This is a genomic window from Bradyrhizobium sp. USDA 4449, assembly GCF_054056275.1.
Genome location: NZ_JBSRYD010000001.1, coordinates 6,100,971 through 6,113,183 on the forward strand (window position 1 = coordinate 6,100,971; position 12,213 = coordinate 6,113,183).

At 64.0% G+C, this 12,213-nt stretch carries 10 protein-coding genes and 1 pseudogene; all 11 read right to left on the reverse strand.

What is annotated here, in order from left to right; all coding sequences use genetic code 11:
• Positions 1-155: 155 nt before the first annotated feature.
• On the reverse strand, positions 156-617 hold the full coding sequence (gene fabZ / locus ACVIIW_RS28530) for a 3-hydroxyacyl-ACP dehydratase FabZ (protein ID WP_036010015.1): 462 nt from the start codon (positions 615-617) through the stop codon (positions 156-158).
• Positions 614-1,681, reverse strand: a complete 1,068-nt coding sequence (gene lpxD, locus ACVIIW_RS28535; protein WP_456703775.1) for a UDP-3-O-(3-hydroxymyristoyl)glucosamine N-acyltransferase — start codon at positions 1,679-1,681, stop codon at positions 614-616. Before lpxD ends, fabZ begins: the two co-directional genes overlap by 4 nt.
• A gap of 149 nt (positions 1,682-1,830) precedes the next feature.
• Entirely contained in the window at positions 1,831-4,365 is a 2,535-nt protein-coding gene (gene bamA, locus ACVIIW_RS28540; protein ID WP_456703776.1) for an outer membrane protein assembly factor BamA, read from the reverse strand.
• Between the two features lie 173 nt (positions 4,366-4,538).
• Positions 4,539-5,690, reverse strand: coding sequence for an RIP metalloprotease RseP (gene rseP / locus ACVIIW_RS28545; RefSeq protein WP_456703777.1), 1,152 nt, complete (start codon positions 5,688-5,690; stop codon positions 4,539-4,541).
• A 43-nt stretch (positions 5,691-5,733) separates the two neighbouring features.
• Complete coding sequence (gene dxr, locus ACVIIW_RS28550; RefSeq protein WP_456703778.1) at positions 5,734-6,957, reverse strand: 1-deoxy-D-xylulose-5-phosphate reductoisomerase; 1,224 nt, start codon at positions 6,955-6,957, stop codon at positions 5,734-5,736.
• Positions 6,958-6,961: 4 nt separating this feature from the next.
• Positions 6,962-7,804 (reverse strand): phosphatidate cytidylyltransferase, encoded by an 843-nt coding sequence (locus ACVIIW_RS28555; protein WP_456703779.1) that lies wholly within the window; start codon positions 7,802-7,804, stop codon positions 6,962-6,964.
• Positions 7,801-8,559: an isoprenyl transferase gene (locus tag ACVIIW_RS28560; protein ID WP_456703780.1), complete on the reverse strand. Its 759-nt coding sequence runs from the start codon at positions 8,557-8,559 to the stop codon at positions 7,801-7,803. The genes ACVIIW_RS28555 and ACVIIW_RS28560 overlap by 4 nt, the downstream gene beginning before the upstream one ends.
• A gap of 12 nt (positions 8,560-8,571) precedes the next feature.
• Positions 8,572-9,135, reverse strand: coding sequence for a ribosome recycling factor (gene frr, locus ACVIIW_RS28565; protein WP_456703781.1), 564 nt, complete (start codon positions 9,133-9,135; stop codon positions 8,572-8,574).
• A gap of 67 nt (positions 9,136-9,202) precedes the next feature.
• A pseudogene (pyrH, locus tag ACVIIW_RS28570) lies at positions 9,203-9,920 on the reverse strand (UMP kinase).
• 61 nt (positions 9,921-9,981) lie between these two features.
• Entirely contained in the window at positions 9,982-10,905 is a 924-nt protein-coding gene (gene tsf, locus ACVIIW_RS28575; RefSeq protein ID WP_456703782.1) for a translation elongation factor Ts, read from the reverse strand.
• Positions 10,906-11,040: 135 nt separating this feature from the next.
• Positions 11,041-12,030 (reverse strand): 30S ribosomal protein S2, encoded by a 990-nt coding sequence (locus tag ACVIIW_RS28580; RefSeq protein ID WP_456703783.1) that lies wholly within the window; start codon positions 12,028-12,030, stop codon positions 11,041-11,043.
• Between the last annotated feature and the right edge of the window lie 183 nt (positions 12,031-12,213).

Sequence of the window (12,213 nt, forward strand, 5' to 3'; positions counted from 1 at the left end):
ATGTGTTGAAGTTACTCGGCTTTCCGGTGGTTAGCGCGACTGCGCCCGATCTGTCCAGTGGAAGCGAATGGGTGAGTGGCGAATGGCGAGCCGCGCAGGGAGGAAAGACATAGTCTCGTCGTCGCTACTCACTATTGGCTGCGCACCACTCCCCCTCAGTCGGTCAGCATCGCCCCGACATCGGCCTCGGCGACGACCTGGCCGTTGACCTTGGCGTCACCGTGAAACCACCACATCGTCTTGCGGCGGCCGAGCGAGCGCATGTGATACTCGATGGTGTCGCCCGGCAGCACCGGCTTGCGGAACTTGCACTTGTCGATGGTGAGGAAATACACCGCCCGCGGCTTCTCCGTGCCCTCGACCGATTTGATGCCGATCACGCCGGCGGTCTGCGCCATCGCCTCGATCATCATCACGCCCGGATAGACCGGACGCTCGGGGAAATGCCCTTGGAAGGCCGGCTCGTTGAACGTGACGTTCTTGATGCCGATGCCGCTGTAATCGGCGCGGATGTTGATCACCCGGTCGATCAGCAGCATCGGAAAGCGATGCGGCAGGGTCTGGAGGATCGCATTGATGTCCACCAGCTCGAATTTTACAGGTGATTCCGCCGTCATTCCCGCCCCTCGTCCTTCGGATCGGCCTTGCTGTCGCGTACCAGGCGCTCCACCGCGATAATTTCCTTGAACCATTGTTTGGTCGGCTTGGCAAAAAAGCCGCCCCAACGTCCGTTCGGCGGGATGTCGTCCTTGACGCCGCTCATGGCGGTGACCTGGGCCCCGTCGCCGATCTTGAGGTGATTGTTGATGCCGACCTTGGCCCCCAACGCCACGTTGTCGCCGATCGTCAGACTGCCCGCGAGCCCGATCTGGGCTGCCAGCAGGCAATTCCGGCCGATCGTCACATTGTGTCCGATCTGGACCTGATTGTCGATTTTGGTGCCCTCCCCGATCACGGTGTCACGCAGGGAGCCGCGGTCGATGGTGGTCCCGGCGCCGACTTCGACATTGTTCTGGATCAGTACACGGCCGGTCTGGGGCACTTTCAGATGACCCTCCGGACCGAAGAAGATGAAGCCGTAGCCGTCCTGACCGATCGAGCAGCCGGGGTGGATCAGCACGTTGTTGCCGATGAGCGCACACTGGATCGCGGTGCGGGCACCGACGTTGCAGTCCCGGCCGATCTTGACGCCCGGACCAAGGACCACGCCCGCGCCGATCACGGTGCCGCTGCCGATCTCGACATCAGGACCGATGACCGTCAATGGCTCGACAATGACATCGTCCTCCAGCCGCGCCGACGGATCGATGATCGCCGATGGCGCGATGCCGTCAATGCCGGACCAGGATTGCGGCCTCAACGCATCGCCGTGCCATTGCCGGGCGATCCCGACAAAGGCGCGAAACGGCTGCGCCGCCCGCAGCACCGCGACATGCGCCGGCACCTGGCCCTCGAAGCGGGGGCTGACCAGGCAGGCGCCTGCCTTGGTCGCCTTGAGCTCGTCGGCATATTTGAGGTTGTCGAAGAATGCCAGATGCATCGGGCCTGCCCCGTCGAGCGAAGCAAGGCCCGTGATCACATGGCCACCCCTGGAGGGATCGACCAGTTGCGCCTTGGTCAGCGCGGCGATGTCAGCCAGCGTTGAAGCCGGCGGCTTTTTGAAGAAGGTCGGCTGCGCCATTCCACCCCGCCGCGGTCCGGCTCCGGCATGAAGCGGTCAGGCCGCATCATGCCTCATCTCACGGATTGAGCACGATCTTTCTGGCCGCCGGCCCCAGGGAATTCGAGGACGGAATTCCCAAATGGCCGGCTCATGCCCTGCTGATCGAACTAGAACGAGGTGCCGCCGCCGAACCGGAATTCCTGCGTGTGGTCATATTTGCCCTTGGTGAGCGGCACTGCGTAGTCGAAGCGCAGCGGACCGAACGGCGAGGCCCAGATCAGGCCGACACCAACCGATGATCGGACGACCTTGCTGTCGTCGTAGACCAGACCGGTACAGGTCCCCGTGCTGTTCGGATTGATGGTCGATCCCACGCAATTCGAGTTCTTGGTCGTCGTGTTTTCGCCGGTCAGCGACCACGTCGTCGGCCCCTGGTAGTCGTATAGACCGCCGGCGTCGGCGTAGACCGCACCCTTCAGACCCACTTCCTTCGGCAGGAACCAGAACGGCATCTGCACTTCGAGCGAGGCGCCCCAGTACTTCGTGCCGCCAAGCGCATCCTGGGTGCCGTAGGGGTTGAGGTCGCGCGGGCCGATGCCGTTCGGCGCGAAGCCGCGGACGAGGTTCGGACCCATCTGGAAGTGATCCAGCATGCGCAGATCGTTGTTGCCGATCTTGTTCAGGATACCGCCCTGGAGATGGACGACGCCGACGAGGTCGGACACCAGCGACTGGTAGTACTTCGCATCGGCCGCGGTCTTCAGGTAGGAGACGTCGCCGCCGACGCCGGCGAAGTCCTGCCGGAAGTCGATGAGCAGACCGTCGCTGGGGTTCTTGTTGTTGTCGAGCGTGTTGTAGGTCAGCGTGTAGCCCAGCGCCGAGGTCAGCGTCTTGCCGTTCGCAAGCTCCTTGCGGACCGGCAGAGAGGCCTCGCCGTTGGCGTAGCAACCGAGATTGTTTGACAATGCCGGATCGACCCCGGTCGTCGCGTTGATAAAGGCCGGGCTCGGGTTGAATCCCGGCCCAACGACGTTGTTACAATCCGCCAGGTTGGACGGCAGCGTGATTTCCTGCCGGTAGATCGAATAGCGCAACTGGAGCGACAGATCCTCACGCAAGGAGAAGCCGAGGCGCGGCGAGAAGCCGAGCGTCTTGGTGCCGTAGGAAATGTAGCTGTTGGCCAGCTGCTGGCGCTGATAGACGTCGAGGCCCAGCGCGACGCGATAGTCGAGCAGATACGGCTCGACGAACGACAGCGAATAGCCGCGCGCGTATTGGCCGTAGGTGACCGACGCCTTGGCGAACAGGCCGCGTCCGAGCAGGTTGCGCTCGGATACCGAGACTTCGGCCAGCGCACCGTCGGTCGTGGAGTAACCGCCCGAGATCGAGAAGTCGCCGGTCGATTTTTCTTCGAGATCGACGATCAGGACCACGCGATCGCTGGAAGAGCCCGGCTCCGTCGTGATCTTCACGCTCTTGAAGTAGTCGAGGTTCTTCAGGCGGCGCTCCGCGCGGTCGACCAGCGCACGGTTGTAGGCATCGCCCTCGGAGATGTCGAACTCGCGGCGGATCACGTAGTCCCGGGTACGGGTGTTGCCGCGGATATTGATGCGCTCGATATAGGTGCGCGGACCCTCGTCGACGTTGAACACGACGGAGACGGTGTGCGCATCGAAATTGCGGTCGCCGCCCGGACGCACCACCGCAAAGGCGTAGCCGCGGCGCGAAGCCTCGATCTGCATATCCTCGACCGACTTCTCGACCGATTCGACGTTGTAGACCGAGCCGACGCTGACGCGCGAGAAGTAGCGCAGCGAGCTTGGGTCGAAGTTCGGGATGCTGGTGCGGAAATCGACGTTGCCGACGCGGTACTGCTGCCCTTCCTCGATCTTGAAGGTGACGTTGAAGCCCTTCTTCTCCGGATCGTATTCGGTCAGCGCGGCCACGACCTGAACGTCGGCGAAGCCGTTCTTCAGGTAGAAGCGGCGAATCAGGTCGCGGTCGGCCTCGACGCGGTCAGGGTCGTAGACGTCGCCGCTGCCCAGGAAGCTCAGCAGATTGGTTTCGTGGGTCTTGATGATGTCCCGCAAGCGGTAGGACGAGAATGAATTGTTGCCGATAAACTCGATCGATTTGACCGAGGTCTTGGCGCCTTCGTTGATCGTGAAGACGAGATCAACGCGGTTATTCGGCTGTTCGATGATCTCCGGCGTGACGGTGACGTCGTAGCGGCCGGAGTGACGATAGATTTCAGCGATTCGGAGCGTGTCCGACTGCACCATGGCGCGGGAGAACGTGCCGCGGGCCTTGGATTGCACTTCGGCGGTGAGCTGCTCGTCCTTGATCTTCTTGTTGCCCTCGAAAGCGACGCGCCCGATCACCGGGTTTTCCACGACGGAGACGATGATCTGGCCGCCTGCGCCGCGGTTGATCCTCACGTCCTGGAACAGGCCGGTCTCGATCAGCGCCTTGAGGCCGTCATCGATGGCGCCTTGATCGAGGCGGCCGCCCGGGCCAGGCTTGAAATAGGAGCGGATCGTCTCCAGTTCGACGCGGCGATTTCCTTCGACGGAAATCGACTGCACGGTCTGGGCGAGCGCAGGCGAAGACACCAAAACAGCCCCAACCGGGGCAACCACCGGCGCGCCGAACATGATCAGGGTTGCGAGCAAGCCCCCCCGGAGTCGCAGTCCAAACTTCATTGCGCAACGCGCCCTTATCAGTACCAGACCCAACCCCAACGCCGGTCTGGGAGATTCCCCAAGTTCAAGCCGCTTGTAGCCAATTTCACCGACGCCGCAAACGGCAGAACGCGCCGCAATTTCAATTTCATACCAAGACGTTGCCCAACAGCAACGCCACAAAAAAGCCCTTATCAGGAACCCGGCAATCGCAGGATGTCGTTGTAGGCTGAGAACACCATCAGCATCAGCACCAGCGCGAGTCCGATTCGGAACCCGATCTCCTGCGTCCGCTCGGACAGCGGACGACCGCGGACCACTTCCGCCGAGTAGAACATAAGGTGCCCGCCATCGAGCAGCGGAATCGGGAACAGGTTCAACAGGCCGATCGAGACCGACAGGACGGCGCAGAGGTTGATGAGGAACTGCAACCCGGCATTGGCCGCCTGCCCCGACATTTTTGCGATGCCGATGACACCGCTCACCTCGCTGGGATTGCCGGCGCCCGTGAACAGCGAGCCCAGGAACTTGAAGGTGCTGGTGATGATGAACCAGACCTGCTCAACCCCGATCTTGAGCGCCTCGCCGATGCCGACCGGCGTCGTCGAAACCTCACCTGGCTGGGACTTGTGCTCGACCCCAAGCACTCCGACCTGGTGACGATTGCCGAACGGATCCTTGCGCTCGAGCAGCGCCGGCGTGGCGGTCAGCGACACGACCCCGCCGTCGCGCTTCACCTGGAAGACCAGCGGCGAACCCGCGCTCGTCGCGACGATCCGCTGCATGTCCGCAAAACTCTCGATCGGCTTGCCGTCAATCTGGACGACGACGTCGCCGACCTTGAAGCCCGCGGCGGCTGCCGCACCGTCAGCGACGACGCCGTCCACGCGCGCGATGGTGCTCGGCTTGCCGTAATACAGGGCCATGCCTGCGAAAATCAGGGCGCCCAGAATGAAATTGGCGACCGGGCCGGCGGCAACGATAGCTGCGCGTGGGCCGACCTTCTTGTGGTGGAAGCTGCCGGCGCGCTCCTCCGCCGACATGGCCTCAAGCGTCGCGGCCGACGGGGTGGACGCCTCGCTCTCGTCACCGAAGAACTTCACGTAGCCGCCGAGCGGGATCGCCGAGATCTTCCAGCGGGTGCCGTGGCGGTCGTTGAAGCCGAACAGTTCGGGCCCGAAGCCGAGCGAGAACGTCAAAACGCGAACGCCGGCCCAGCGCGCGACCAGAAAATGGCCGAGCTCGTGGAAGAACACGACGATGGTCAGGACGAAGAGGAAGGGAACGACGTAGCCGAGGAGCCCATGGCTCAACGTGTTGAAACTATGGACAAAAAAGTCGATCATCGAATTCCCTCGTCCAGCGCCGCAAGGCCCTGGCCCCAACTGTCTAGGATGCCTTTAAGGCAATTTGAGGCAATAGGGCGGCAGCTTTATTTCGCGCAACATGGTCAACGGATATTGCATCATCCGCTGAGGTCATGGGCCCTTGGTTCCCGCCGCGGACCCAGTCCTCCAGCGTCGCCTCGACCAGCCTGGCAATGGCGCCAAACCGGATCTTGCCGGCGATGAAGGCCGCCACCGCGACCTCGTTGGCGGCGTTGTAGACGGTGGTCGCCCCCTTCCCGGTCCGCAGCGAATCAAAGGCCAGCCGAAGCCCGGGGAACCGCTCGAAGTCAGGCGCCTCGAAGGTCAGCTGGCCGATCTTGGCCAGATCGAGCTTGGCCGCTGGTCCCTTGATCCGGTCGGGCCAGCCCAGGCAATGGGCGATCGGCGTGCGCATGTCGGGCGAGCCCAGCTGGGCCATCACCGAGCGGTCGGAGAACTCGACCATGCCGTGGATGATCGACTGCGGATGCACCAGAACGTCGATCTCATCGGGCGCCAGCGCGAACAGATAGGACGCCTCGATCACCTCGAGGCCCTTGTTCATCATCGAGGCGGAATCGATCGTGATCTTCTGGCCCATGCTCCAGTTGGGATGCTTCAGGGCCTGCTCGAGCGTGGCCTGCTCGATGTCCGCAGGCTTCCAGGTGCGGAACGGACCGCCCGACGCCGTGATGATGACGCGGACCAGCTCGTCACGATTGCCCGATGCCAGCGCCTGAAACAGCGCGTTGTGCTCGGAATCCGCCGGGAGGATGCAGGCGCCAGCTTTCGCCGCGCGCTGCATGAAGAAATCGCCGGCACAGACCAGACATTCCTTGTTGGCGAGCGCGACATGCGCGCCGCGATCGACGGCGGCCAAGGCCGGCTTCAGTCCGGCAGCACCGCTGACCGCGGCCATCACCCAATCGGCAGGACGCGCGGCGGCCTCGATGACAGCGCTTTCGCCCGCGCCGCATTCGGTGGCTGTGCCCGCAAGTGCGGCCTTGAGGTCGGCAAGCCTGGAGCCATCTGCGATCGCGACGAAGCGTGCGGAAAACTCTTTCGCGAGCTTGGCCAGCGCCTCGACATTGCTGTTCGCCGTCAAGGCTTCGACGCGATAGCGCCCGGGCGAAGCGCGCAGCAGATCCATCGTGCTGTCGCCGATCGAGCCGGTGGCACCGAGGACCGTGACGCTGCGAATATCGGTCGCAGCAAGCTTGTTATTACGCAAAGGGACTGCGCTCATATCCTCACCAAACCATAAGACCGCTTCCGGCGCTATGCACACCGTGGCGGAGAAAGCCGATAATCCATGCCACCAGGATGGCGGCGACAAAGCCGTCCAGGCGATCCAGAAGCCCGCCATGACCGGGTATTAAGTGACTGGAATCCTTGACGCCGAACCGCCTTTTCACCGCGGATTCGAACAGATCGCCGGCCTGCGACACCACCGACAGGACGGCGCTCACCAGCAGCAGGGGAATCGCCTTGCCGATGCCGAATCCGGCAAATCCAGATGCGACCGCAAGGCTCGCCACAAAGCCGCCGAACGCACCGGCCCAGGTCTTCTTCGGGCTGACGCGCGGCCACAGCTTCGGCCCGCCGATGCCGCGGCCAGCGAAATAGCCGCCGATATCGGTCGCCCACACCACCAGCAGCACGAACATCAGCGCGGCGAAACCGTTGACAAGATCCTTGCGCAAAAGGATCGAGGCCAGCAGCGCCGCCGCCGCATAGGCAAAGCCCGTCGCAGCCCACATGAACTTGCCACGCGCGATCAGCGTGATGATCGCGCCCCCGACGCAACCAACGACGACAGCGGTCTTGAGCGCGCCGGCGGCAACGCACAAACCCATCATCGCGATGACGAGCGTCCCTGCCCCGGTCAGCGCGGTCGAACCTGCGCCCACCACCATCAGCCATTCCGCGAACAGGCCGATCGATATCAGCGTGACGAGCAGCGCCCACAGCCAGCCGCCGGCATAAGCCAGCGCGATCGTAACCGGCGCCAGCACCAGTCCGGCGAGGACTCGCATCACCAGATTGCTCGGCGCGGGCTTCGTGCCCGCAGGTGCGGCGTCGGATTCGCTCACGAGGCTGATTTCGCGACCAGGCCGCCGAAACGACGTTCGCGCCTGGCAAATTCGGCGATCGCGCTTTCGAGCGCCGCCTTGTCGAAATCAGGCCAGTGGACCGGCACGAACACGAGCTCGCTATAGGCGGCCTGCCACATCAGGAAATTGGACAGGCGCTGCTCGCCGCTGGTGCGGATGATGAGGTCGGGGTCGGGAATGTCGGGCGCGTCGAGATGGGCGCCGACGGTCTCGGCGTCGATCGTATCGGCATCCCGCTTGCCGTCGGCGACCTCGCGCGCGAGCTTCTGCGCCGCTTTCGCGATCTCCTGCCGCGAGCCGTAATTGAACGCGACGACGAGCGTGAGACGCGTGTTGTCGCGCGTCAGCTCCTCGGCTTCGTTCAGCAGCGCGCAGATGTCGCCATCGAGCCCGTCGCGTTCGCCAATGATTCGCACCTTGACCCCATCGCGGTGTAGGCTTGCGAGATCATTGCGGATGAAGCGGCGGAGCAGACCGAAGAGATCGCCGATCTCGCTGGCCGGGCGCGACCAGTTTTCCGAGCTGAAGGAGAAGATGGTGAGATAGCGGATGCCGAGCTCGTGCGAGGCACGCACGACGCGGCGCAGCGCCTCGACACCACGGCGATGCCCCTCCGCCCGCGGCAGACCGCGCGCGGCCGCCCAACGCCCGTTGCCATCCATGATGATGGCGACATGCGCAGGCGCGTCGGACCGATCGGGTCCTTCAGTTGCGGGCGCGGCGGCGTTGGGCATCGAAAAGCGGCCTTAGACGGTGAGGATTTCTTTTTCCTTGGCGGCCAGCAGCTGGTCGATCTCGGTGATGGTGCCGTCGGTCGCCTTCTGCACCTCGTCGGCGTGACGCTTCTGATCGTCCTCCGACATCTCGTGATTCTTCTCGAGCTTCTTCAGCACGTCGAGACCGTCGCGGCGGACGTGACGCGCAGCAACCTTGGCGGCCTCCGCGTATTTATGCGCGACCTTGACCAGCTCCTTGCGGCGCTCCTCGTTGAGCTCGGGAATGCGCAGGCGCAGCACCTGGCCTTCGGTCGCAGGCGACAGGCCGAGATTGGAATCGACGATTGCCTTCTCCACCGGCTTCACCATCGTCTTGTCCCAGACCTGCACCGAGATCAGGCGCGGCTCGGGCACGCTGACGGTCGCGAGCTGATTGAGCGGCATGTGACTGCCATAAGCCTCGACCTGCACCGGATCGAGCATCGAGGCCGACGCCCGGCCCGTCCGCAAACCGCCAAGCTCGTGCTTGAGCGCGGCGACAGCGCCCTGCATGCGGCGCTTCACTTCGTTGAGGTCGAAACTACCCGTGGCCATCACGTCTCTCCTTTAATAACCCGGCGACCTCACCGCACCCCTTGCTCGGGGCGCGCCAGATGAGCGGTCAGCCGGCGACGACAGTCCCGTTGCCGGCGCCGCGCAGAATCGCGCCGATCGACCCGGGCTCCGCGATCGAAAACACGATGATAGGCAGTGACGTCTCGCGGGCAAGGGCGAAGGCGGTCGCATCCATCACCTTATAGCCGCCCTCGATCGCCTGCGAATGGGTCAGCCGGTCGAACCGCGTCGCGGACGGATCCTTCTTCGGATCGGCGGAGTAGACGCCGTCGACATTGGTTGCCTTCAGCACCGCCTCGGCGCCGATCTCGGCCGCGCGCAGCACGGCGGTCGTATCGGTGGTGAAGAACGGATTGCCGGTTCCACCGCCGAGCAACAGGATCCGGCCGTCGGCCAGGTATTTGTGCGCCGCGGCGCGGGGTGAACAGCTCGGAAATCTCGGGCATGACGAAGGCCGACAGCGCCCTCGCCGGTGTTCCCTTGCGCTCGATCGTGGCTTCGAGCGCGAGGCAGTTCATCATGGTGGCAAGCATGCCCATGGTGTCGCCAGTCGGGCGCGACACGCCGCGCGAGGAGACCTCGACGCCGCGAAAGATGTTGCCGCCGCCGATCACGACCGCAACCTCGCATCCCAGCTGGCGGGCCGCGATCAGATCGTCAGCAACCCGGTCCATGGTCGGCTGATCGATGCCGAAGCCCTGCTGTCCCGCGAGATACTCGCCGGACAGCTTGATCACGACGCGACGATAGACCGGATCAGTCATGAGCACTTTCCTCGTCCGGGCGCCGCTTCCGGCGACCCGCCGGAAGGAGGTGTTCCAGCGCTTACTTCTTGCCGCTGGCCGCTGCGACCTCGGCGGCGAAGTCCGATTCCTGCTTCTCGATGCCCTCACCGAGAGCATAGCGCACGAAGCCCGCGATCTTCACGGCGCCGCCGACCTTGCCTTCGGCTTCCTTCACCGCCTGCGCCACCGACTTGCCGGTATCGTGGATGAAGGCCTGCTCGAGCAGGCAGACTTCCTTGTAGTAGGTCTTCAGGCCGGACTCGACGATCTTCTCGATCACGTTCTCCGGCTTGCCCTGCTGGCGATATTTGTCGGCCAGCACGTCCTTCTCGCGCTTCACGACGGCCGGATCGAGACCGGAGGGATCGAGCGCGAGCGGGTTGGCGGCGGCGACATGCATGGCGATCTGGCGGCCGAGCGCTGCGAGCTCGTCGGCCTTACCGGGCGATTCCAGAGCGACGATCACGCCCATCTTGCCGGCGCCGTCGACGACCGCACCGTGGACGTAGCTCGACACCACGCCCTGGCTCACTTCGAGGGAAGCTGCGCGGCGCAGCGTCATGTTCTCGCCGATGGTGGCGATCGCGTCGTTGATCGCAGCTTCCACCGTGACGTCGCCGACCTTGGCGGCCTTGATCTTCTCGACGTCGGCGCCGGCGTCGAAAGCGACCTGGGCGACCATCTTGACCAGACCCTGGAACTGGCCGTTGCGCGCCACGAAGTCGGTCTCGGAGTTGACCTCGACCACGACACCCTTGTTGCCCCTGGTGAGCGCGCCGATGAGGCCCTCGGCCGCGACGCGGCCCGACTTCTTGGCGGCCTTCGACAGGCCCTTCTTGCGCAGCCAGTCCTGAGCCGCTTCCATGTTGCCGTCGTTTTCGGTCAGCGCGGCCTTGCAGTCCATCATGCCTGCGCCGGTGGACTCGCGCAGATCCTTGACCATCGCAGCTGTGATCGTTGCCATTCTGGAAAATCCTTCTTGCCTGCCGGTTCGCCGCGGCGTGGCTCCAATTGCCCCGCCGCGGTCCATCTCAGGAATTCGCGTCAACTGAATGAAATGGTGGCCGGACTTGCCCGGCCAACCCATCGCCCGTTTTGACTATTCCGCTTCCGCGGTCAGCGCCTTGGCCTTGGCCACCCAGGCGTCCGCACGGCTCGGCAGACCGACTTCTTCGCCGATCTTGTGTGCGGTGTCGTGATCGAGCTCGGCGAGCTGCCAGTAGTGGAAGATGCCGAGGTCGTTGAACTTCTTCTCGATCGCGCCCGACACGCCCGGGAGCTTCTTGAGGTCGTCGGCGGTGCCGCGCGGACCCGCAAGGCCCTGGAAACCGGCGGTCGAGGGCAGATCTTCGGCCATCGGACGAGCCGACGCACCGATGTCGATGCCCGAATCGCCCTGGGCGCGCGAGATGCCGTCGATCGCCGCACGCGCGACCAGATCGCAATAGAGCGAGATCGCGCGACCGGCGTCGTCATTGCCCGGCACCACATAGGTGATGCCCTTCGGATCGGAATTGGTGTCGACGATCGCAGCCACCGGGATGTTGAGCCGCTGGGCTTCCTGGATCGCGATGTCTTCCTTGTTGGTGTCGATCACGAAGATCAGGTCGGGAAGACCGCCCATATCCTTGATGCCGCCCAGCGAGCGATCGAGCTTGTCGCGCTCGCGCTGGAGCGTCAGACGCTCCTTCTTGGTGTAGGAATTGGCTTCGCCACCGGCCAGCACCTCGTCGAGGTGACGCAGGCGCTTGATCGAGGCCGAGATCGTCTTCCAGTTGGTCAGCGTGCCGCCGAGCCAGCGCGAATTGACGAAATATTGCGCGCAGCGCTTGGCCGCGTCGGCGACGCCGTCCTGCGCCTGGCGCTTGGTGCCGACGAACAGGATGCGGCCGCCCTTGGCCACCGTGTCGCTGACGGCCTGGAGCGCCGCGTGCAGCATCGGCACGGTCTGGGCGAGGTCGACGATGTGGATGTTGTTGCGAGCGCCGAAAATGAACGGAGCCATTTTCGGATTCCAGCGGTGAGACTGGTGACCAAAATGCACGCCAGCTTCGAGGAGCTGACGCATGGTGAAATCGGGTAGTGCCATCGTTCTAATTCTCCGGTTGGTTCCTCCGGAAGCGTGTGAGCAAAACGGAGCGTTGTCGCCCCGGCTGCCACCGGACGGCCTTGTGAGCCATGCTTCCGTGTGAGATGGCGCGCTATATAGCGCCATTTCGGCCAGAAGCAAGGAAATAAGGGCCTTTCGGGGCGTTTACTGCCCGCGAAAGGC

What these genes read in the sequence shown, in the direction of transcription:
- bamA (WP_456703776.1), bottom strand. Translation starts at nt 4,365, where the DNA reads ATGAAGTTTGGACTGCGACTCCGGGGGGGCTTGCTCGCAACCCTGATC.
- fabZ (WP_036010015.1), bottom strand. Translation starts at nt 617, where the DNA reads ATGACGGCGGAATCACCTGTAAAATTCGAGCTGGTGGACATCAATGCG.
- ACVIIW_RS28560 (WP_456703780.1), bottom strand. Translation starts at nt 8,559, where the DNA reads ATGCCCAACGCCGCCGCGCCCGCAACTGAAGGACCCGATCGGTCCGAC.
- tsf (WP_456703782.1), bottom strand. Translation starts at nt 10,905, where the DNA reads ATGGCAACGATCACAGCTGCGATGGTCAAGGATCTGCGCGAGTCCACC.
- frr (WP_456703781.1), bottom strand. Translation starts at nt 9,135, where the DNA reads ATGGCCACGGGTAGTTTCGACCTCAACGAAGTGAAGCGCCGCATGCAG.
- ACVIIW_RS28580 (WP_456703783.1), bottom strand. Translation starts at nt 12,030, where the DNA reads ATGGCACTACCCGATTTCACCATGCGTCAGCTCCTCGAAGCTGGCGTG.
- dxr (WP_456703778.1), bottom strand. Translation starts at nt 6,957, where the DNA reads ATGAGCGCAGTCCCTTTGCGTAATAACAAGCTTGCTGCGACCGATATT.
- rseP (WP_456703777.1), bottom strand. Translation starts at nt 5,690, where the DNA reads ATGATCGACTTTTTTGTCCATAGTTTCAACACGTTGAGCCATGGGCTC.
- lpxD (WP_456703775.1), bottom strand. Translation starts at nt 1,681, where the DNA reads ATGGCGCAGCCGACCTTCTTCAAAAAGCCGCCGGCTTCAACGCTGGCT.